At 55.9% G+C, this 20,772-nt stretch carries 18 protein-coding genes; 10 read left to right on the forward strand and 8 right to left on the reverse strand.

Features of this window, described 5'->3' with window-relative positions; all coding sequences use genetic code 11:
* Window positions 1–33: 33 nt before the first annotated feature.
* Complete coding sequence (locus ACQ3G7_RS16185) at window positions 34–990, reverse strand: sensor domain-containing diguanylate cyclase (RefSeq protein WP_430890573.1); 957 nt, start codon at window positions 988–990, stop codon at window positions 34–36.
* Between the two features lie 70 nt (window positions 991–1,060).
* Entirely contained in the window at window positions 1,061–1,975 is a 915-nt protein-coding gene (locus ACQ3G7_RS16190; RefSeq protein WP_430890574.1) for a LysR substrate-binding domain-containing protein, read from the reverse strand.
* Window positions 1,976–2,072: 97 nt separating this feature from the next.
* On the opposite strand from ACQ3G7_RS16190, the gene ACQ3G7_RS16195 reads away from it, so the two are divergent.
* A complete protein-coding gene (locus ACQ3G7_RS16195) occupies window positions 2,073–2,936 on the forward strand; it encodes an aldo/keto reductase family oxidoreductase (RefSeq protein WP_430890575.1) in 864 nt (287 codons plus the stop codon).
* A gap of 16 nt (window positions 2,937–2,952) precedes the next feature.
* Here ACQ3G7_RS16195 and ACQ3G7_RS16200 read toward each other — a convergent pair whose 3' ends face one another.
* Both ACQ3G7_RS16200 and ACQ3G7_RS16205 read right to left on the reverse strand, forming a co-directional pair.
* Window positions 2,953–3,957, reverse strand: a complete 1,005-nt coding sequence (locus tag ACQ3G7_RS16200) for a LacI family DNA-binding transcriptional regulator (protein ID WP_430890576.1) — start codon at window positions 3,955–3,957, stop codon at window positions 2,953–2,955.
* Window positions 3,958–3,981: 24 nt separating this feature from the next.
* Window positions 3,982–5,841 carry a beta-glucoside-specific PTS transporter subunit IIABC gene (locus ACQ3G7_RS16205; RefSeq protein WP_430890577.1) on the reverse strand — a complete coding sequence of 620 codons (1,860 nt, stop codon included), beginning with the start codon at window positions 5,839–5,841 and terminating at the stop codon, window positions 3,982–3,984.
* Between the two features lie 224 nt (window positions 5,842–6,065).
* Between ACQ3G7_RS16205 and ACQ3G7_RS16210 the strand changes: the two genes are divergently transcribed.
* The 5 genes from ACQ3G7_RS16210 (at window position 6,066) to ACQ3G7_RS16230 (ending at window position 8,759) form a co-directional block, all read left to right on the forward strand.
* Window positions 6,066–6,389 carry an antibiotic biosynthesis monooxygenase family protein gene (locus ACQ3G7_RS16210; protein WP_430890578.1) on the forward strand — a complete coding sequence of 108 codons (324 nt, stop codon included), beginning with the start codon at window positions 6,066–6,068 and terminating at the stop codon, window positions 6,387–6,389.
* Window positions 6,382–6,774, forward strand: coding sequence for a hypothetical protein (locus tag ACQ3G7_RS16215; RefSeq protein ID WP_061493436.1), 393 nt, complete (start codon window positions 6,382–6,384; stop codon window positions 6,772–6,774). The genes ACQ3G7_RS16210 and ACQ3G7_RS16215 overlap by 8 nt, the downstream gene beginning before the upstream one ends.
* Window positions 6,771–7,478: an ArsR/SmtB family transcription factor gene (locus tag ACQ3G7_RS16220; RefSeq protein ID WP_061493437.1), complete on the forward strand. Its 708-nt coding sequence runs from the start codon at window positions 6,771–6,773 to the stop codon at window positions 7,476–7,478. Before ACQ3G7_RS16215 ends, ACQ3G7_RS16220 begins: the two co-directional genes overlap by 4 nt.
* A 286-nt stretch (window positions 7,479–7,764) precedes the next feature.
* Complete coding sequence (locus ACQ3G7_RS16225; RefSeq protein ID WP_430890579.1) at window positions 7,765–8,205, forward strand: hypothetical protein; 441 nt, start codon at window positions 7,765–7,767, stop codon at window positions 8,203–8,205.
* Window positions 8,206–8,210: 5 nt separating this feature from the next.
* Window positions 8,211–8,759, forward strand: coding sequence for a hypothetical protein (locus ACQ3G7_RS16230; protein WP_430890580.1), 549 nt, complete (start codon window positions 8,211–8,213; stop codon window positions 8,757–8,759).
* 51 nt (window positions 8,760–8,810) lie between these two features.
* Here the strand turns inward: ACQ3G7_RS16230 and ACQ3G7_RS16235 are convergent, their stop codons facing one another.
* Together ACQ3G7_RS16235 and ascF are read right to left on the reverse strand one after the other, a co-directional pair.
* Complete coding sequence (locus ACQ3G7_RS16235) at window positions 8,811–10,235, reverse strand: 6-phospho-beta-glucosidase (protein ID WP_430890581.1); 1,425 nt, start codon at window positions 10,233–10,235, stop codon at window positions 8,811–8,813.
* A 20-nt stretch (window positions 10,236–10,255) separates the two neighbouring features.
* Window positions 10,256–11,698, reverse strand: a complete 1,443-nt coding sequence (gene ascF, locus ACQ3G7_RS16240; RefSeq protein ID WP_430890582.1) for a PTS cellobiose/arbutin/salicin transporter subunit IIBC — start codon at window positions 11,696–11,698, stop codon at window positions 10,256–10,258.
* Window positions 11,699–11,960: 262 nt separating this feature from the next.
* On the opposite strand from ascF, the gene ACQ3G7_RS16245 reads away from it, so the two are divergent.
* The 4 genes from ACQ3G7_RS16245 to hypF all read left to right on the forward strand — a co-directional run bounded on the left by ACQ3G7_RS16245 (window position 11,961) and on the right by hypF (window position 18,129).
* A complete protein-coding gene (locus tag ACQ3G7_RS16245; protein ID WP_430890583.1) occupies window positions 11,961–12,974 on the forward strand; it encodes a LacI family DNA-binding transcriptional regulator in 1,014 nt (337 codons plus the stop codon).
* Between the two features lie 144 nt (window positions 12,975–13,118).
* Window positions 13,119–13,664: an electron transport protein HydN gene (gene hydN, locus ACQ3G7_RS16250; RefSeq protein ID WP_061493443.1), complete on the forward strand. Its 546-nt coding sequence runs from the start codon at window positions 13,119–13,121 to the stop codon at window positions 13,662–13,664.
* 36 nt (window positions 13,665–13,700) lie between these two features.
* Window positions 13,701–15,851: a formate dehydrogenase subunit alpha gene (gene fdhF / locus ACQ3G7_RS16255; RefSeq protein WP_430890584.1), complete on the forward strand. Its 2,151-nt coding sequence runs from the start codon at window positions 13,701–13,703 to the stop codon at window positions 15,849–15,851.
* Between the two features lie 4 nt (window positions 15,852–15,855).
* Window positions 15,856–18,129: a carbamoyltransferase HypF gene (hypF, locus tag ACQ3G7_RS16260; protein WP_430890585.1), complete on the forward strand. Its 2,274-nt coding sequence runs from the start codon at window positions 15,856–15,858 to the stop codon at window positions 18,127–18,129.
* On the opposite strand, the gene norW is transcribed toward hypF, so the two are convergent.
* Entirely contained in the window at window positions 18,074–19,207 is a 1,134-nt protein-coding gene (gene norW / locus ACQ3G7_RS16265; RefSeq protein ID WP_430890586.1) for an NADH:flavorubredoxin reductase NorW, read from the reverse strand. The genes hypF and norW overlap by 56 nt on opposite strands.
* A complete protein-coding gene (gene norV, locus ACQ3G7_RS16270; RefSeq protein WP_430890587.1) occupies window positions 19,204–20,655 on the reverse strand; it encodes an anaerobic nitric oxide reductase flavorubredoxin in 1,452 nt (483 codons plus the stop codon). The genes norW and norV overlap by 4 nt, the downstream gene beginning before the upstream one ends.
* Window positions 20,656–20,772 lie beyond the last annotated feature (117 nt).

Consider the following 20,772-nt stretch of genomic DNA (forward strand, 5'->3'; position numbering starts at 1 on the left):
TGTGCGCCGGTGAACCCGGCGCAGCGTTTCAGATTAGCGACGGCGTTTTTCTGTGTGCATCACTTTGTCGCAGTCGTCCAGCATCTCGCGGAGCGACGCGTATTTGTTATCCTCATTTTCAACCATGCCGTAGGAATAGTTGATGTGATAATTCTTGCCGGACATATCGTCCTGGGCATCCATTCGGGATTGCAGATCGAGCAAAAACGCATCCGCGCTATTGGTCGTGGTATCCCCCAGTAGCACCGCGAATTCACCGCCGCCGAGTCGTGCGGCAAGATCATGATCTTTTAGGCATTTATTCAGGTTCGTGGCGAAGTTTTTCACCACGGCATCGCCCTCTTTATTCCCCAACAGCTCATTAATGGGTTTCAGATTATCGATGCTGAAATAGAGCAGGGCACACTCTCTGTTGTGCTCTTTTAACCCGGCAAACCGTTTCTCGCCGCTGCGGTAAAAACCCCGGCTATTTTGCATGCCAGTGAGATTATCGGTCATCGCCATACTGAGAATGAAAAACTCATCTTCGACGAGGGCGGCAAAATCGAGCAGCGTATCAATTTCAGACGAGGAAAACGGACGGGGATAGGTGTCGACAATACAGATGGTGCCAGCAATGGCCCCGTCCGGTAGCCGTACCGGGCAACCGGCATAAAAACGCACCCACGGGTCACCGACGACATGCGGGTTTTTGGCAAAACGCGGATCAGCGAGCGTGTCTTTGACGATAAGCGCGCCCTGTTCAAGAATGGCATGTGCGCAAAACGACACATTGCGCGGTGTTTCGTCGGCATCAATGCCAGTGTGAGACAGCAGCCATTGGCGTTCACGGTCAAGCAGGCTGATTATCGCTATCGGCACATCGAAGGTGTTTTTCGCCATTCTGGTGAGTCGGTCAAAACGCTCATCATCCTTTTTATCCAATAAATCCATCATGTACAGCGAATTAAGCCGCTCATTTTCATTTACTGGCATGGCCGGGAATATCATAGTTAGCCCCTCGCTGAAGGTAGTCTTTTTAAGTGTAGACATTTCTTATCACGCTTGCGTTGCCATAACGTTATATATCCGTGGCTTGCCCCGTTGTGCGGACGAAATCGATAAACGCCTGGAGCGGAGCGGGGATCAGCCGCCTGGAATTATAGTAGAGATATGGGCCGTTGAAGGACAACCACCAGGGTTCAAGAATGGGGATCAGCGCACCGTTTTCCAGTGCGGGACGTAGCCACTCCTCAAAAAGATAAATAACGCCGCTGCCTGCGATGGCGCTTTGTACCGCCAGATCCACCGCGCTACCGATGCTGACCACCAGCGACCCCTTCACTTGTACGCGAAACGGCTCCGCTTCGCCGCTAAACTCCCAGTCGGTCATCACGCCGCTGGCGTAACGCCCGCGAATACAGTTGTGATGAATGAGGTCCCGGGGGTGTTCCGGGCGACCATGCTGCTGCAGATAGGCCGGAGAGGCGGCTGCGGCAAAGCGCTGGCGACGCGGGCCGATGGGCAGCGCGACCATATCCTGCTCCAGGCATTCGTCGTAGCGGATCCCCGCATCGCAACTGTCGCGAAAGACATCCTGCACATTGCTTTCTGCAATAATTTCCAGGCGAATATCAGGGTAGCGCGCAAGGAAACCCGGCACGATGGCGGGCAGCACCAGGCGTGCGGCGCTGACCGGCACATTCAGCCGTAAGGTGCCGCTGGGCGTGGTTCGATAGCGGTTGATGGCGTCCAGCGCCGCATCCACTTCGTTCATTGCCGGTTGCAGGCGTTCGATTAACATTTTGCCCGCTTCGGTTAGGGCGACGGTGCGGGTGGTGCGGTTAAACAGCCGTACGCCCAGTTGTTGCTCGGCGCGGCGGACGGCATCGCTCAGGCGGGAAGGGTTAGAGCCGGTGATACGAGCGGCTTCGCGAAAGCCTCCGGCATTGGCGACCGCCACAATGGCGTTCAGCAGGGCGAAATCCAGCTTCATTGTTCGACAATCCGTACACTGTGTGTGAATTTCAGCGGATTGTTGCACAGCCGCAATGCTCCTACAATCTGTTTACTTTATGCACAGGAGGTATTCCATGTCTCAACCCACACTTACTTATCGTCTTGGCGATCGTCAGGTTGGTCGCCTGGGTTACGGCGCAATGCAGCTTGCCGGTCCTGGCGTGTTTGGCCCGCCTGCCGATGAAGCAAAAGCGCTTCAGGTGCTGCGTGATGTGATTGCCGCCGGTGTTCGCCATATCGACACCAGCGATTTTTATGGCCCTCACGTTACCAACAAATTGATTAAGCAGGCGCTGCATCCCTACCCGGATGATCTCTGTATCGTCACCAAAGTTGGCGCTCGTCGTGATGATAAAGCCAACTGGCTCCCCGCGTTCAGCGCGGAAGAGCTGACCCGCGCCGTCGAAGATAATCTGCGCAATCTCGGTCTGGAGGTGATGGAGGTCGTGAATCTGCGCGCGATGTTCGGTGTTCATGGTCCGGAAGAGGGGTCGCTGGAAGCGCCGCTGGAAACATTGATCTCGCTGAAAGAGCGTGGCCTGATCCGCCATATCGGCCTGAGCAATGTGACGGCGAAGCAGGTGGCGGATGCGCAGAAGATGACCCCTGTCGTCTGCGTGCAAAACCTTTATAACGTGGCAAACCGGGCGGACGATGCGTTGATTGACTCTCTTAACGAGCAGGGCATTGCGTTTGTGCCATTCTTCCCGCTCGGCGGTTTTACACCGTTGCAGGCCGGTGAGCTGAATGACGTGGCGCAATCCCTTGGCGCAACGCCGATGCAGATCGCGCTGGCGTGGCTGTTGCAGCGTTCACCGAATATTCTGCTGATCCCTGGTACGTCCTCGCCACAGCATTTACAGGAAAACCTGGCGAGCGCGAAGATAACGCTGCCGCCCGAGGCGCTGGAAAAACTGAACGGTATTGCGCAGGGGTAGTGTGAAGCGCCCGGTTTTACCGGGCCTTTTTACCGCTTGCCACCGACTCCCGGCAAACCAGTTCGCCCTGATGGGAATTAAGGGGTTGCGCGTCCGGTTGCAGCAGCATCCCGACGGCATTGCGGATCATTTCATCCATTGGCACATGAATCGTGGTTAACGACGGGTTGTAGTACTGACCGATGACCGAATCGTCAAACCCTGCCAGAGAAACATCCTGCGGCAGCCGTAATCCGGCTTCCTGGCAGGCTTTCGCCACGCCAATCGCCATATCATCATTCGCCGCCAGAATGCAGGTAAACGGCACGTTGCGCGCCAGCAACTGTCGCGCGGCCTGATATCCACTGTCGGTACTCCAACTGCCGCGCACGTGCAGTTGCGGATCCGGTTCAATACCTGCATTGCGCAGGGCATGACAGTAACCCGCAAAACGGCTTTCGCCCGTCGGCGATCCCTCTGAACCCGCCACAAAGGCAATACGCGTGTGCCCTTGCGCCAGCAGATGCGCCATCATTATTTCGCTGTTTTGCTGATGATCGACAAACACGCACTGGCTGCGGTGGCGGGGAAGTTCGCGGTTGATCACCACGATCGGCGTCGGGTTGTGATCGATAATCTCATCCAGCTCATCCACGGAAAGGTACTTGGGGTAGATCATAATGCCTTCGCAACGTAGCGACAGCAGCAGGTTAATGGCGTCGCGCTCTTCCTGTGCACTGTGCTTGCCGTCCGCCAGCACCAGTTGACGGCTAAAGCTTTCGCTGCTGGTTGCAGCGTGGTAGATCATGCTGGCGAAGAACGGGCCGTTATACAGCCCGTTGGTGATCACCAGTCCTATTGAGTTGGTCTTATTATTGGCAAGGTTACGGGCCAACTGATTCGGTCGATAGCCCGTGTCGGCAATCGCCTGAAAAATACGGGCTTTCACTTCCTCCCGCACAAAGACTTTGCCATTCAGCGCCCGTGATACTGTCGCTTTTGATACGCCAGCCAGTCTGGCGACATCCAGTATCGTTACCATAATTCAACCTCACTCTTATTATGATTAGCCCAGCGACATCAGCGGCTCCCCCACGGTTACCGTGCCCTGTGACTGATGGCGGGTCAGGGTGAATTCATCGCTGTTCACCACCAGCACCGGGGTTGTCAGGTCGTAGCCTTCCTGCTCAATGCGCTGTTTGTCGAATTCCAGCAGCGTGTCGCCCGCGGCAACTCTGTCGCCTTCTTTTACCCGCGGGGTAAAATGCCGCCCTTGTAAATTGACGGTATTGAGCCCGACATGGATCAGTAATTCCGCACCATTATCACATATCAGTCCCACCGCGTGATGAGAGTCGATCAATGTTGCGACCTGTGCATCACACGGGGCCACCACTTTACCTTCGTGCGGAATAATGGCAATGCCGTCGCCCAGCGCTTTTCCGGCAAAGGCTTCATCCGCCACGCTTTCCAGCGCAATCACTTCACCCTTGATCGGGCTAAGCATCTGCATGGCGCCGACTTTCAGCACCGGGGCTTTTTCGTCTGGCGTCGTCTCTTCGATCGGATCTTCAAAGCCGACGAATTGCACCATCACAATGGTCAGCACAATGGCGGTTCCTGCGCCCGCCAGCTCGCCGATAAACGACATTGGCGCGTCGGGGCTGATGGCATTCACCAGCGTAAACAGGCCCGGCAGCGCGGCATAGGCGTAATAGAGGCTACCAAACAAACTGGCGACCACCGCACCGATCGCACCGCCAATGCAGCCGCAGATAAACGGTTTTTTAAAGCGCAGGGTCACGCCGTAAATGGCTGGTTCGGTAATACCAAAAATGGCGGTGACGCCCGCAGACAGGGAGGTGGCTTTCAGTTGCTTATTGCGGCTTTTGATAAATACGCCGAAGACCGCTGCCATCTGGCCGATCACTGCAATGGTTTGATAGGCCTGGAAGGAGTCATAGCCCTGGGTGTCGAAGTTGGCCATGATCACCGGGGTGATCCCCCAATGGACGCCGAAAATGACGATCACCTGCCAGACACCGCCGATAATCGCTGCCGCCAGCGCCGGAGCCGCATGGAACAGGGTGTTATAGCCGTGCGCCACGCCCAGCGCCGCCCAACTGGTGATGGGGCCAATCACGATAAGCGTCAGCGGGACAATCACCACAAAACAGAGTAACGGCGTGAATAATGGGCTGATGACCTCCGGCAACCACTTTTCAACGCGGCGTTCGAACCAGGAGAGCGCCCAGACGAGGAATAATGGCGGCAGGACCGACGAGGTGTAGACTGTTTCCGCCAGCGGGAAGAAGAGAAATTTCACTTCGTTTCCGGCGGCGATCTTCCCGGCCATTGCGGTCCATTCCGGGTTGATCAGCGCACAGCAGCAGAGCACGGCAATAAACGGGTTACATTTAAAATGGCGCGCAGCGGTGATGGCGATAAAGACCGGCAGGAAGGCAAACGGCGTCCACGACATGAAGTTGAGGATCGCAAAAGTGCCGGATGTTTTGATCTCTGCATCGGCAAGGCCCAGCAGGATCAGCAAACCCTGTAAGATCCCCGCCGCAGCCAGAATATAGACGATCGGCGCGAACACGGCGGACATGGTGGCGATCACCGCATCCAGCCAGCGCGTTTTGGGCTGCTGCGCACCGTGTTCACTCTCTTTCACCATGCCGGACAAGGCGTTAAAAACATCGGCGACATGCGTACCAATCACGACCTGGAACTGACCGCCGCTTTCCACGACCGCAATGACGCCGGGCAGGCTCTGGATGTTGGTTTTCGCCGTGGCGGGGGTATGGTTGAGCACCAGGCGCAGACGTGTGGCGCAGCGGGAGAAGGTGCTGATGTTCTCTTCGCCACCCACCTCCCGGAGGATATCACTCGCTAACTTATTGTAATCCCTGATAACGGCCATTTTTATTTACCTTTTATTATCGGAAACTGAGTAGGTGTAACTGGGTGAAACCGGTTTCATGCTAACCTGGTCAACTCTGCCTGCAACCGGTTTCATGGAATTCTGCGAGCTAAATCACTTCCCGATGGGGTCCGGCAACACCTGCAGCCACATTTCGTTGCTGAGCGAAGCATCTCTTTGAAGGCTGCGTAAACTGGCGGCAAATACACAGAAGGAGTGAGCCGATGATTGCTGTACTGTTTGAAGCCGATGTCGCCGCAGAAGGGCAGGAGCGCTATTTGCAACTGGGCGCGGAGTTAACGCCGCTACTGGTGGAAATCGACGGTTTTATCACTATTGAACGGTTTCAAAGCCTGACCACCACAGGCAAGATTTTGTCGCTGTCGTGGTGGCGTGATGAAGCTGCAGTACTGGCCTGGAAACAAAATGTGCTGCACCAGGCCGCGCAGGCGGAGGGGCAGCGCGCAATTTTCTCGTTTTACCGTATCCGTGTGGCCCAGGTGCTGCGTGACTATTCATCGGAAAGCAGGAAACCAGGCCATGTATGATATTCACGTTATGCTTAACAATGCGCCCGGTGGGCTGGCGATGCTGGGTGAAACACTTGGCAAAAATGGCGTAGGCCTGGAAGGTGGCGGCGTATTCACCGTCGGTCGTGAAAGTCATGCGCACTTTCTGGTCGTGGAGGGGGAACGTGCCCGCCAGGTGCTGGCAGCTGCAGGCTTTATGGTGCTGCAGGTGACGCAGCCGGTGATCCGCAAGCTAAAGCAGGAACGTCCCGGTGAGTTAGGCGCGATAGCCCGCACGATCGCGAAAAATGGCATCAATATTCTCGTGCAGTACAGTGATCATGCTAACCGCCTGATCCTGCTGACGGATAACGACACCCTGACCCGTGAGGTCACGCAGCCCTGGAGTACAGAGGCACAATGAGTTTACCCGGTTTACAGCATTCACATGAGAGCGGCACAGCGCTGGAAGAGGCGCTGGCCGGTATTGCCAGCGCGATGTCCGACCCTTCGCGGGCGCGTATGCTCTGCGCACTGATGGACGGGCGGGCGTGGACTGCAACCGAGCTGAGTTCGGTCGCGGATATTTCCGCATCTACCGCCAGCGCGCATCTGAACCGGTTGTTGAGCCATGGCCTGCTGGTCTGCGTTTCGCAGGGGCGGCACCGCTACTACCGCCTGGCGGGGAGCGATGTCGCCGGGTTACTGGAAAATATGATGGGGGTGTCAATGCGCGGAGGGCGTGCGTTGGCGACCCGCACTCCGGTTGAACTGCGTCGCGCACGTACCTGCTACGATCACCTTGCCGGTGAAATCGCCGTCGACATTTATGAGTTTATGCAGCGCGAAGGCTGGGTAACGGACGAGGGCAGTGCCGTGACGGAACCGGGCAAACGCAAACTGGAAGCCCTGGGCGTAACGCTCGACCCGCGTACCCGGCGCAAACCCTGCTGCGCTTGCCTGGACTGGAGCGAGCGTCGTTTCCACCTTGGCGGCGATGCTGGCGCATCGTTGTTGATTGCCTTCGAACATAAAGGATGGTTACGCAGAACGCCTGGCTACCGTGAAGTCACCGTGACAGACGAAGGCAAAAGCGCCCTCTTCAGAGTGTTTGGGGTCGGAGCCTGAAAGCACTTTCGTGGTTATTGATTAAGCATTCGCGCTTGAGTATATAGCCTTAAGGCTATACGGCCCCTTCACAGGGCCCCCGCTATAAAGGAGCGATAATGTGGCACGTTATAACGATTGCGCGTAAAGCCTGGCTGATTGTTCATGATCTGTCGTAATTGGGAGACATAAGCGAACCAGTTTAAAATACAGAGATGCCATTTTGACATCAGGAAAGGGCTGTATCAGGATAGAATCACGATGTGTTTTTATATAGAACATCACTCAGCCTTGATAAGGATATATTGTGGCAATTAAAAACTTTTATTTCTCGCAGATCGCTGACCTACGTATAGAAGGTGTCGGTATCCATGCTAGCTATTCCGTTAATTTAACCGTAACAGATGAAAATACACCCGGTGGTAAAAACGTTTCTGTCGCGGCCACTGGGAAAAGTAATGCGGCAAAAGCAGCTGGCAGCGGGAATCTTTTATTTTGGTGCAAAGTAAAAAATACGGTTGATAGTAAACTATATGTTTTAGAACGAAAAAAAGGAGAGTATTGGGCGGTTGGCCTGGATGATGTTCCTATTGGATCTGTATCTTTTTTTATGCCTAATTCAGTCCACAACAGCCCCTCCCTGGAGATAGAAGCCGGTTATTTTTATGACTCTGGCTACACGGGGACTGTTCCCCCGATACCCGGAAGTTTCAAACGTGTTATAAACCTGACACCTTTTCAAGGATAGAAGCCATGCGTTATCAAAACATTGTCATGCTGTTTATATTGTCCATCTTTAGCGTTAGTGTTGCGGCGGGCGGCTATGCGGATAAGCCAACAGCACAGGCTTCTGAATTGTCGAAGAAATATGTCATGGCTGATGAAAGCGCTAAGCCATCGGTGCTTCAGGATTTTGACCATTTGGCTCGGGATAACCCGGACAATGTGAATGTCATCCGCAGCTATACCAGCATACTTTCATCTCGAGGAGAGTATGAAAAAGCGATTTCCTTGCTGGAGCCGGTCAATAAAGCGAGAAACAACCCCTCTCTGCTATTACAAGAATGCATGCTTAAGGACAGGATTAATGATGGCGATGCCGCTTGTTATAAACATGTCATCAGCCTGTCTGAACGTTCAGGTAGTGAAAATATGGACTATTTGATGGCGCTCTTTTTTACTGATGACGGCAGATTTGAGGCAGAGAAGAAAAAATTAGCAGCAAGCAATCCGTCATTGAGTCGCGATTTTGTCATCTTCGATCAGGATAAGCGGCAATTGCTACTGTCTCTGTATCCGTAAAGCCAATGCTTACCCGACCTGAAAATACGGCAGGCCGGGTAAGTCCCGAGCTTAGTCGAGATCTGCGCCGTTGCTGGCGATCACTTTTTTATACCACCAGAAGGATTTTTTGCGGCTGCGCGCCAGCGAGCCGTGACCGGCATCGTCGCGATCGACATAGACAAACCCATAGCGTTTGCTCATTTCGCCGGTAGAGGCGGCCACCAAATCAATGCAGCCCCAGGTGGTGTAACCCATCACCGGGATGCCGTCTTCAATGGCGTCGCCCATCGCACGGATATGTTCGCGCAGGTAACTGATGCGGTAATCATCTTCAATCTCACCGCGGTCATTGAACTCATCTTTCGCACCGAGCCCGTTTTCCACCAGGAACAGCGGTTTCTGGTAGCGGTCATACATCATGTTCATGGTGATGCGCAGCCCCAGCGGATCGATGCCCCAGCCCCATTCGCTCACTTCAATATGCGGGTTGCGCAGTGACTTGACGATGTTCGCCGCGCTGGTGTTATTGGCGTTCATGTCTGCCGATGCGCAGCGCGAGGCGTAGTAGCTGAAAGAGACGAAATCGACGGTGTTCTTCAGGATCTCGTCATCACCTTGCTCTTTACGAATGGTGACACCTTTTTCGCGGAACACGCGCGCCGCATAGGCCGGGTAAGCGCCACGGGCCTGCACGTCGATAAAGAACAGATTTTCGCGATCTTTTTCCAGCGCCATCCACACGTCGGCCGGTTTGCAGGAGTAGGGGTAGAAGTTCCCCCCCGCCAGCATGCAGCCCACCTGGTTTTGCGGGTTCACTTCATGGGCAATTTTCGTTGCCAGCGCACTGGCAATCAGCTCATGGTGCGCGGCCTGGTATTTCACCTGCTCCTGATTTTCACCCTCTTCAAACACCAGCCCCGCGCCGGAGAACGGGCTGTGCAGCATGATGTTGATCTCATTGAAGGTCAGCCAGTATTTCACCAGTCCATCGAAGGCTTCAAAACAGGTGCGGGCGTAACGGGTGAAGAACTCCACCATTTTACGGTTACGCCAGGAGCCATACTCCACCACCAGATGCATCGGCACATCAAAATGGCAGAGAGTGACCAGCGGTTCGATGTTGTACTTTTTGCACTCCTCAAACACCGCGCGATAGAAGGCAATGCCCTCCGGGTTCGGCGTCAGTTCATCACCATCCGGGTAGAGGCGGCTCCAGGCTATCGAGGTGCGAAACACCGTAAAGCCCATTTCCGCCATCAGCGCGATATCTTCTTTGTAGCGATGATAAAAATCGATCGCCTCGTGGCTCGGGTAATATTCGTCATCACGCAGTGCAAAGCGTTTTTCCTGACCGAGTTTTACCGGCAGGCGGTTAGCGCCGTGCGGGATCATATCGACGGTGGTTAACCCCTTACCGCCTTCCCGGAAGCCCCCTTCCGACTGGTTGGCGGCAAGTGCGCCGCCCCATAAAAATCCTTGCGGAAATACTGACATGCCTTACCTCGTTTCGTTAATCAGGCTCGTGCTTCTTTAACCGTAACCGGCTGCGCCGTCTGCGGCGTATTCGTGGTTTCCACCGGAATATCTTCAAACCCGAGCAGTAGCGTCAGCACGAACGACAGCACCACCGCCAGTGCCATCACGCCAAACACCCAGACGATTGATACCGGGTTAGCCGGGTCGAAGAACTGTACGCTGGTAAACAGCCCGGGCGCTGCCATGGAGTGGCTGGCCAGCCCGGCAATGCCCGCGACCGCACCACAAATAAAACCGCTGATTAAGCTGGCGATCAGCGGGCGTTTCAGGCGCACCGCCACACCGTACAGCGCCGGTTCGGAGATACCGGCAAGAATAGCGGACGCCGCTGCCGCCATGGCGGTCTGGCGCAGTTCCGGGTTTTTCGTTTTCCATGCCACCGCTAAAGATGAACCACCCAGCGACAGGTTAGCGCCGATTTCAGACGGCATTACCATGCCTTCTTTGCCGGTTTCGGCGATGGTTTGAATAATGGTCGGCGTAAACACGCGGTGCATGCCGGTCATCACCAGCAGCGGCCACAGTGCGCCCATAATGGCGACGGAGAGCCAGCCGAGGTAGCCGTGAATGGTATAAACCAGCGCGGAAATCGCGCTACCGATCCAGATGCCCAGCGGGCCAATTAACACAATCGCCAGCGGGGCGGCAATCAGCACAATCAGCATCGGTTTTAAGAAGTTTTTCGTCACCGCGGGCGTAATACGATCGACCCAGCGTTCGATATACGACAGGCACCAGGTCATCACCAGCGCCGGGATCACCGTGTAGGTGTATTTCACTGCCGTCACCGGAATCAGCGCGAATTCAACATGCTCGCCCTGCGCGGCTTTTGCCATCAGATCGATAAAGCTTGGATGCACCAGCACACCGGCAATGGCAATCGCCAGTGACATATTGGTTTTAAATTTGACGGCGGCGGACGCGGCAACCATCAGCGGCAGGAAGAAGAACGCGCCATCACCGATGACCGTCAAAATGGTCAGGGTGGAGGAGCCTTTCGGCAGCGCGCCGGACATCTCCAGCACCATCGCCAGCAGTTTCACCATTGAACCACCGATGATCGCCGGGATCAGCGGTGACATGGTGCCGATCAACGCATCAAGAATGCCAGCGCCAATACGTTTAAGCGTCAGTTTCTGGGGGGATTGTGTCTCTACCGGTTGCATATCCTGCGGCAGCAAATTAACCACTTCGCGGAAAGCCTGAGAAACGGTGTTGCCAATAATCACCTGGCACTGGTTATCGTTGCGCACCACGCCCATCACGCCGCTGGTGTTTTTCAGCGTTTCACCGTCGATGTGCGACGCGTCTTTGACCACAAAGCGCAGGCGCGTCATGCAGTGCGTTACGGCGGCGATATTCTCGACACCGCCCAGCGCGTTCACCACGGAGTGGGCCAGCGCCGCATAGTTCTTTGCCATCGGATTTTTATCCTGTTTTATCAATGAGGTACATTTTCACGGTGCGCTCTGGCGGCCATGAAACGTGAAATAGGTAACCGGTTCCACAAAATCATGATGAGTTTATTTGAGTCAGACAAGATCTAAATTTAACCACTTTCAAAAATCGTGATATCGATCACCATGAAGCCTTTCGCCGCACTCCCGCCTGTGGGTGTTAAGTGTTCCCATCATCCCGATGGCTGAAGTACACTTCGGCTCACGAGGTTTGTTGGGGGAAAAGATGGCGACAATGCTGGACGTGGCAAAGCGGGCTGGGGTATCAAAGGCCACTGTGTCTCGTGTGCTGACAGGCAAGGGTTATGTGGGCGAAGAGACGAAGGCGCGTGTATTTCAGGCCATTGCTGAAAGCGGATATCGCCCGAATTTGCTGGCCCGCAGTCTGGCAAGTAATAAAACCCAGACGCTGGGGCTGGTGGTCACCAACACCCTCTATCACGGGGTTTATTTTAGCGAGCTGTTGTCGCATGCGGCGCGCATGACCGAAGACAAAGGGCGTCAGTTGCTGCTGGCAGACGGTAAACACAGCGCGGAAGAAGAGCGGCAGGCGATTCAATATTTGCTCGACTTACGTTGCGACGCGATCATTATTTATCCGCGTTTTCTCAGCGTCGATGAGCTGGATGAGATAATTCAAAACCATTCGCAACCTATTATGGTGCTTAATCGCCGTTTGCGTAAAAACAGCAGTCATTGTGTGTATTCCGATCAAAAAGCGTCAAGCCAGAGCGCGGTATTACAATTAATTGCACAGGGACACCGGGATATTGCGTTTATTACCGGCTCACTGGATTCTCCTACCGGTATTGAACGGTTATCCGGTTATAAAGATGCGCTGACTCAGCAGCATATTCCCGTACGTAATGAGTTGATTGTGGAAGGGAAATGGACGCCGCTCAGTGGGGCAATGGGCGTACGGGAATTATTATCGCGCGGGGTAACCTTTAGCGCGCTGGTGGCGAGTAATGATGATATGGCAATTGGTGCGATTAAACAGTTGCACGACAGCAAAATAGCTGTGCCGCAGCAGGTTTCGATTATTGGTTTTGATGATATCGCGATGGCGCCTTTTACCGTGCCGGCATTATCCAGCGTTAAAATTCCGGTGACTGAAATGGTGAAAGAGACCATTGATCGCCTGATCTTTATGCTGGATGGCGGCGATTTTAACTATCAACAAACGTTCCCGGGCGAATTAATGTTACGCGACTCACTGATTGCCGGTCCCCACGCCTGATCTCGTCATCTGTCATCGACACTTCTGTCGATGACAGTTTCCTGCCGCTTCTCACTTCTTAAAAACCCTTATATTACAGCAAATTAAATATTGGCACGGTTTATGAATACTTCGGCGGGATAAGGCATATTGCTGGAGGAAACAATGAACCGATTTATCATGGCGGACGCTGCGAAATGCATTGGCTGCCGCACCTGTGAAGTCGCCTGTGTGGTTTCTCATCAGGAAAACCGGGACTGCGCGGCGCTCACCCCTGAGACATTTTTACCGCGCATTCACGTCATTAAAGGCGTCAACGTGTCGACGGCGGCTATCTGTCGTCAGTGCGAAGATGCACCCTGCGCCAACGTCTGTCCGAATGGCGCAATCAGCCGCGACGAAGGTTTTGTGCATGTGATGCAGGAACGCTGCATCGGCTGCAAAACGTGCGTGGTGGCGTGCCCGTACGGCGCAATGGAAGTGGTCGTGCGCCCGATTGTACGCAACAGCGGCGCGGGTCTTAACGTGCATGCGGAAAAGGCCGAAGCCAACAAATGCGATTTGTGTCACCACAGCGAAACCGGTCCGGCCTGTATTCAGGCGTGCCCGACCAAGGCGCTGGTGTGTGTCGACCGCAACTTACTGGAACAGATGAGCGCGGAAAAACGCCGTCGCGCAGCGCTCGATGGCGCTGTGTCGCTGATGTTTTAATACCTCTCACTTTCACTTTTAACAGGTCTGTTACTGATGAAAAAAATCACAAGCGTATGCCCATACTGCGGCGCGGGCTGCAAACTGAAACTGGTGGTGGACGACGGGAAAATTATCCGTGCGGAAGCGGCCGACGGCAAAACCAACCAAAATGAACTCTGCCTGAAAGGGTATTACGGCTGGGACTTCCTCAACGATACCAAACTACTGACGCCACGCCTGACGCAGCCGATGATCCGCTATGAACGCGGCGGCAAATTTACCCCTGTTTCCTGGGAAGAAGCGATTCGCTACACCGCGCGTCGTCTAAGTGAAATCAAAGCGAAATATGGCCCGCGTTCCATTATGACCACCGGGTCGTCTCGCGGTACCGGGAATGAAACCAACTACGTGATGCAGAAATTTGCCCGTGGCGTCATCAACACCAATAACGTTGACTGCTGCGCGCGCGTTTGCCACGGTCCTTCTGTCGCCGGGTTGCAGGAAACCCTCGGCAACGGCGCAATGAGTAACTCCATCGGCGATATTGAAAACTCCCGCTGCCTGCTGGTGTTTGGTTATAACTGCGCTGATTCACACCCGATCGTGGCGCGCCGGGTGATCAAAGCCCGCCAGAAAGGGGCGAAAATCATTGTTTGCGATCCGCGTCGTATTGAAACCGCGCGTATCGCCGATCAGCACCTGCAACTGAAAAACGGCTGCAATATGGCGCTGGTCAATGCCTTTGGCTATGTGCTGCTGGAAGAAGAACTCTACGACAAAGATTATGTCGCCAGCTTTACCTCCGGGCTGGATGAATACCGTGAAACGGTAAAAGACTACGCGCCGGAAGCGGTGGAACACCTTACCGGCGTGCCGGCGAAACAGGTTCGCCAGGCCATGCGCACTTACGCCGCTGCGCCATCGGCTACCATCATGTGGGGCATGGGCGTGACCCAGTTCGGCCAGGCGGTGGATGTGGTGAAAGGCCTTTCCAGCCTGGCGCTGCTCACCGGTAACCTTGGGCGTGAACATGTGGGCGTGGGGCCGGTGCGTGGGCAGAATAATGTGCAGGGCGCGTGCGACATGGGCGTGATCCCGAATCAGTTCCCGGGTTACCAGAACGTGGTGGATGCCGACGTGCGGGCGAAATTCGCCAAAGCCTGGGGCATCGATGCGGCTGCGATGGACGATAAAGTCGGCGTGCGTATTACCGAGGTGCCGCATCTGGCGCTGGAAGGGAAGGTGAAAGCCTATTACATCATGGGCGAAGATCCGCTACAGACCGAAGCCGATCTTGGGCTGGTGCGTAAAGGGTTTGAAGCGCTTGAGTTTGTGGTGGTGCAGGACATTTTCATGACCAAAACCGCCGAACAGGCGGATGTGCTGCTGCCCGCCACCTCCTGGGGTGAGCACGGTGGCGTCTTTACCTGCGCCGACCGTGGTTTCCAGCGTTTCGAAAAAGCCATTGAGCCGAAGTACAACGTCAAACGTGACTGGGAAATCATCAGCCTGATTGCCACGGAAATGGGCTACCCGATGCACTACGACAATAACCAGCAGATCTGGGATGAGCTGCGTGAACTCTGCCCGCTGTTCTACGGTGTCACCTACGAAAAAATGGGCGACATGGGGCACGTGCAGTGGCCTTGTCCGACGCTTGATCATCCGGGTACGCCGTATCTGTATCAGAACAACAAGTTCGATACGCCTGACGGCAAAGGTCACCTGTTCGCCGCACAATGGCGCGCTCCGGCGGAACGCCCGGATGCCGACTTCCCGCTGGTGTTGTGCACCGTGCGCGAAGTGGGTCACTACTCTTGCCGTTCCATGACCGGCAACTGCGCGGCGCTGCAAACTCTTGCTGATGAACCCGGCTTTGTGCAGATCAATCCGGCCGATGCGGAAGCGCTGGGTGTGAAAGATAAGCAATTGGTGTGGGTGGAATCCCGCCGCGGCAAAGTCATTACCCGCGCGGATGTCAGTGAGCGTATCAACCACGGCAGCGTCTATATGACCTACCAGTGGTGGATTGGCGCCTGTAACGAACTGACGCAGGATAATTTGGATCCGATTTCGAAAACGCCGGAAACCAAATATTGCGCAGTACGGGTGAGTGCGATCAACGATCAGCGCTGGGCGGAGGAGTACACTCAGAGCACTTACCAACAGATGAAGACTCGCTTGCTGAATGCGGCGATGCAATGATGACATGACCAACAGCAACGGTGTCTGCTTACGCGTTTACGGAAAAGTTCAGGGGGTGGGGTTTCGCCCCTTTGTCTGGCAACTGGCGCAGCAGCTCGGGCTGAAAGGCGATGTCTGTAATGATGCGCAGGGTGTGGAGGTTCGTCTGCTTGGTAATGCGGACGAATTTCTCACCCTGTTGCAGCAACAATGCCCGCCGCTGGCGCGTATTGATCGTGTGATTAGCACGGCATTTCTCTGGCAACCTCTGCCGAATGATTTCACCATCCGCCACAGCGCGGGTGGTGCCATGAATACTCAAATAGTGCCGGATGCGGCAACCTGTCCCGCCTGTCTGGCGGAGATGAATGATCCCGCCGAGCGGCGCTACCGTTATCCGTTTATCAACTGCACCCACTGTGGTCCGCGTTTCACCATTATTCACGCCATGCCTTATGACCGTCCCTATACGGTGATGGCGGCGTTTCCCCTGTGCCCGGCCTGTGAGACGGAGTACCGCAACCCGCTGGACAGGCGCTTTCACGCCCAGCCTGTCGCCTGCCCGGATTGCGGCCCGCAGCTTGAATGGCGCAGCGGCGCGCAGCACGCTGAAGGAGAGGCGGCGTTGCAGGCAGCGGTAGCCCTCCTGCACAGCGGCGGTATTGTGGCGGTGAAAGGCGTGGGTGGGTTTCACCTGGCGTGTGACGCCACTAACCTGGCGGCGGTGCAACTGCTGCGCGCGCGCAAGCATCGCCCGGCAAAGCCGCTGGCGGTCATGTTGCCGGGGACGACCGGTTTAACGGCGCAAGCCGTGACGTTACTCTCAACTCCCGCCGCGCCGATTGTGCTGGTGGATAAAGCTGGCGTCAGCGGGGTATGCGACGCGATTGCGCCCGGCCTTGATGAAGTCGGGGTCATGTTACCCGCGAACCCGCTGCAACATTTGCTGGCGCAGGCGTTACAGCGCCCGCTGGTGATGACCTCCGGCAATCTCAGCGGCAGACCTCCGGCGATCACCAATGGGCAGGCGCTGGACGATCTGGCGGAGATCGCCGACGGTTTTTTACTGCATAACCGCGATATTGTGCAGCGAATGGATGACTCCGTGATGCGGGCGAATGGCGAAATGCTGCGCCGTTCCCGCGGCTATGTGCCGGACGCCATACCGCTGCCGGACGGGTTTGACGCCATTCCGCCGCTGCTGTGTCTTGGCGCGGACATGAAAAACACTTTTTGCCTGCTGCGTGGCAACAGCGCTGTACCAGGGCAACATTTTGGCGACCTGACGGATGAAGGCGTGGAAGCGCAGTGGCGTAGCGCGCTGCGCCTGATGCAGGCGATCTATGACTTTACCCCGCGGCAAGTGGTGGTGGATGCGCACCCCGGTTACCGTACCAGCCAGTGGGCTGAGAGTTACGATTTACCGGTGCAGACCGTTTTACATCATCACGCGCATGCCGCCGCTTGCCTGGCGGAACACGGCTGGCCGCTGGAAGGGGGGGATGTGATAGCCCTGACGCTGGACGGGATTGGCATGGGCGCGGGCGGTGCGCTGTGGGGTGGCGAATGCCTGCGGGTGAATTATCGCGAATGTGAGCACCTGGGCGGCTTACCCGCCGTGGCGCTGCCGGGCGGCGATCTGGCGGCGCAGCAACCGTGGCGAAACCTGCTGGCGCAGATGCTGGCATTCGTTCCTGACTGGCAGCACTACCCGGAATGCGCCGTGCTGGAGCGGCAGAACTGGCCGCTGCTGGCGCGGGCGATTGAACGTGGCATTAATGCGCCGCTGGCGTCCTCCTGCGGGCGGTTGTTTGATGCGGTGGCTTGCGCGCTGGGCTGTGCGCCGCTGCATCTGAGTTATGAAGGGGAGGCGGCCTGCCAACTGGAAGCGCTGGCGGCAACCAGTAGCGAAGTCACCCATCCGGTCACGCTACCGCTGCGTGGGCGGCAGCTTGATCTGGCCGTGTTCTGGCGGCAATGGCTGAACTGGAAAGCCAGCCCGGCTGCGCGGGCGTGGGCATTTCATGATGCGCTGGCGCAGGGGATGGCGGCGCTGGCGCGCCAGCATGCGGTGTCACGCGGTATCGATACGCTGGTTTTCAGCGGCGGCGTACTGCATAACCGCCTGCTGAAAAACCGCTTACGGGTTTATTTGCCGCAATTCACCCTGCTGTTTCCGCATCAGTTGCCTGCCGGAGATGGGGCGATTGCCTTTGGTCAGGGGCTGGTGGCGGCGGCCCGTCTTACGCGGACAGCGTCTTCAGCAGCGCGAACGCTTCTTTCATCCGATCTTCGCTGACCACAAAGGCGCGCAGTTTATCACTGGCATCCAGCCCTTTTGCCACCATACCGTCGGCTTCGGTGGTGATGTGCCAGCGCAGATCGCCACGCGCCGTTTCCCCGGCCAGATGCAGGGGCATCATCGGCGTTTTTACCTTCACCAGCATCGCTGGCAGCACCAGTTGCGCACTGTTGCCGGTGAGGTTTTTCGCCAGCGTCATGGCGCTGAGCTGGATCGGTTGCAGGAACGGCAGCACCCGGCCATTGATCTCTGCGCAGTCCCCGAGGGCGTAAATATGCGGATCGCTGGTTTGCAGCGCGCCGTCCACCACGATGCCGCGGCCCGTTGCGATGCCCGCCGCGCTTGCCAGCGCGGTTTGCGGCGACAGACCGGTGGCGGCAACCACCACATCGACCTCCAGATAGCGATCGTCATCAAGCTGCGCACGCACGCCGCCACCGCTTCGTTCAAGAGACAACAAGCGGGATTTCAACAGCAGACGTACGCCCATTGCGGTCAGGCAGTGTTGCAGACGTGCGCTGACTTCCGGTGGCATCAGCGACGGCAGGATGCTGGCGGCGTTATCCAGCACGGTGACACTTTTCCCCGCGCGTTGAAAATCCATCGCCAGTTCGCAGCCAATCAGACCTGCGCCAACAATTAGCACACGCTGTGCATCGCGCAATGATGTTTCACTGTCGCGGTACTCCTGCTGGCTGTTCAGGGTCAGCATCATGTCGCGACCCGGCAGCGGAGGCACGAACGCCGACGCCCCGGTCGCCAGCACCAGCTTGTCGTATTGCCACTGTTTATCCGCGCTTTTCACCACTCGCGCCTGTGCATCAATGGCGCTGACGCGGGTCTGCGGGAACAGACGTAAATTGTACTGTTCGGCAAACTCCCCCGCCGACTGGCGGGTGAGATCGTCGGCGCGCTGGGCGAGACTGATGACATGGCTAAGATCCGGTTTGTTGTACTCCTCCATCCCATCGGCGGCGATGAGCGTTAGCGGGACGGCGCTGTCCAGTTTACGGATGTTTTTTACCAGCGTCCGGGCCGCAAAGCCCGAACCGATAATGACAATACCTGCACTCATTTTGCCTCCGATGCCAGTTCGTCAAACACCTCTTTACCTAATGAACATTCCGGGCAGAGGAACGTGTCCGGCACGTCGCGCCACGGCGTACCCGGCGCAACATCCTGTAGCGGTTCGCCTTGTTGCGGATCGTAGATCCACTGACAGACGCTGCACTGCATGCGCGGGCCGAGTTCGGCAGCCGCAGCGGCGGCGCAGGCACAGGCCTGTTGTGCGCTGGCGGACGGCTGACTCACGATTTCCGGCAGCGTCGACAGCGCCCACTGGCGGGCAATATCACGACCATGCTGGCGGCACACTTCCAGTGCGTCGAGATCCGGTCGCCATTTCGCTTTCAGGCTGACGGACATTTCAAAACCGGCGTCCTGCAAACGGGTGGAGAGACGATCTACCGCACCGCCGCTCCAGCCGTGGGAGCCAAAGGCGCTGGCGCGTTTATTGCGAAAACGCAGACCGGTTATCTCTTCCACCAGTCCGGCGATTTTCGGCATCATCACGTTGTTCATGGTCGAGGTGCCAACCAGCACGCCCTTGGAACGGAACACGTTGGTCAGAATCTCGTTTTTATCGCTGCGGGCAACGTTGAAAATTTTCACGGCGACACGCGGATCGACTTCGTTTATTCCCTGGGCAATGGCATCTGCCATCATGCGGGTGTTGTTGGACATGGTGTCGTAGAAAATCGTGATGCGATCTTCCTGGTAGTCCGCCGCCCATTTCAGATACAGCTCGACAATTTGCGTGGGGTTATCGCGCCACACCACGCCATGCGAGGTGGCGATCATGTCCACCGGCAGGTTGAAACCGAGGATTTCAGTAATTTTCGGTGTTACCAGACGGCTGAACGGTGTGAGGATATTGGCGTAGTAACGCTGGCATTGTTCAAACAGTTCTGTCTGATCCACTTCGTCGTTGAACAGACGTTCATCGCAGTAATGCTGACCAAATGCGTCATTGCTGAACAGTACCGCGTCGCCGGTCATGTAGGTCATCATGCTGTCTGGCCAGTGCAGCATGGGCGTTTCAACGAAGATAAGCTGTTTGCCGTTACCGATATCCAGCGAGTCGCCCGTTTTCACCACATGGAAATTCCACTCCGGGTGGTGGTGGTGGCCGTTAATGGAGTCGATGGCGTTGTTAGTGCAGTAAATCGGCGTATCCGGGATGTAAGACATCAGTTCGGTCAGCGCACCCGCATGATCTTCTTCCGCGTGGTTAATGACGATGTAATCGATCTTTTGCAGATCGATTTCACTGCGCAGGTTCTGCACAAACTCCCGGCTGAATTTATGATCGACAGTATCAATCAGTACGTTTTTACCTTCGCGGATCAGGTAACTGTTGTAGCTGCTGCCGCGCAGCGTTTTGTACTCCGTACCGTGAAAATCGCGCACTTCCCAGTCACGTTGCCCAACCCAGTGAATGTTGTTTTTTACATGAATAGCCATATCAAGTGTCCTGTACTGTTTTCTTTAATGCGATGAATGCGATACAGGACCTATATCAATTAGCGTGCCAGTTTTTAGTTGATTGATTTTTATAGTTTTTGTTTTTATGGCTAAAAA

Source organism: Kosakonia sp. N21 (genome assembly GCF_050587465.1).
Taxonomy (GTDB): Bacteria; Pseudomonadota; Gammaproteobacteria; order Enterobacterales; family Enterobacteriaceae.

Coding starts and splice junctions, on each gene's coding strand:
- hypF (WP_430890585.1), top strand. CDS start 15,856: ATGACCAACAGCAACGGTGTCTGCTTACGCGTTTACGGAAAAGTTCAG.
- norW (WP_430890586.1), bottom strand. CDS start 19,207: ATGAGTGCAGGTATTGTCATTATCGGTTCGGGCTTTGCGGCCCGGACG.
- ACQ3G7_RS16210 (WP_430890578.1), top strand. CDS start 6,066: ATGATTGCTGTACTGTTTGAAGCCGATGTCGCCGCAGAAGGGCAGGAG.
- ACQ3G7_RS16200 (WP_430890576.1), bottom strand. CDS start 3,957: ATGGTAACGATACTGGATGTCGCCAGACTGGCTGGCGTATCAAAAGCG.
- ACQ3G7_RS16235 (WP_430890581.1), bottom strand. CDS start 10,235: ATGTCAGTATTTCCGCAAGGATTTTTATGGGGCGGCGCACTTGCCGCC.
- ascF (WP_430890582.1), bottom strand. CDS start 11,698: ATGGCAAAGAACTATGCGGCGCTGGCCCACTCCGTGGTGAACGCGCTG.
- ACQ3G7_RS16230 (WP_430890580.1), top strand. CDS start 8,211: ATGCGTTATCAAAACATTGTCATGCTGTTTATATTGTCCATCTTTAGC.
- fdhF (WP_430890584.1), top strand. CDS start 13,701: ATGAAAAAAATCACAAGCGTATGCCCATACTGCGGCGCGGGCTGCAAA.
- ACQ3G7_RS16195 (WP_430890575.1), top strand. CDS start 2,073: ATGTCTCAACCCACACTTACTTATCGTCTTGGCGATCGTCAGGTTGGT.
- norV (WP_430890587.1), bottom strand. CDS start 20,655: ATGGCTATTCATGTAAAAAACAACATTCACTGGGTTGGGCAACGTGAC.
- ACQ3G7_RS16190 (WP_430890574.1), bottom strand. CDS start 1,975: ATGAAGCTGGATTTCGCCCTGCTGAACGCCATTGTGGCGGTCGCCAAT.
- ACQ3G7_RS16220 (WP_061493437.1), top strand. CDS start 6,771: ATGAGTTTACCCGGTTTACAGCATTCACATGAGAGCGGCACAGCGCTG.
- ACQ3G7_RS16245 (WP_430890583.1), top strand. CDS start 11,961: ATGGCGACAATGCTGGACGTGGCAAAGCGGGCTGGGGTATCAAAGGCC.
- hydN (WP_061493443.1), top strand. CDS start 13,119: ATGAACCGATTTATCATGGCGGACGCTGCGAAATGCATTGGCTGCCGC.
- ACQ3G7_RS16185 (WP_430890573.1), bottom strand. CDS start 990: ATGATATTCCCGGCCATGCCAGTAAATGAAAATGAGCGGCTTAATTCG.
- ACQ3G7_RS16215 (WP_061493436.1), top strand. CDS start 6,382: ATGTATGATATTCACGTTATGCTTAACAATGCGCCCGGTGGGCTGGCG.
- ACQ3G7_RS16205 (WP_430890577.1), bottom strand. CDS start 5,841: ATGGCCGTTATCAGGGATTACAATAAGTTAGCGAGTGATATCCTCCGG.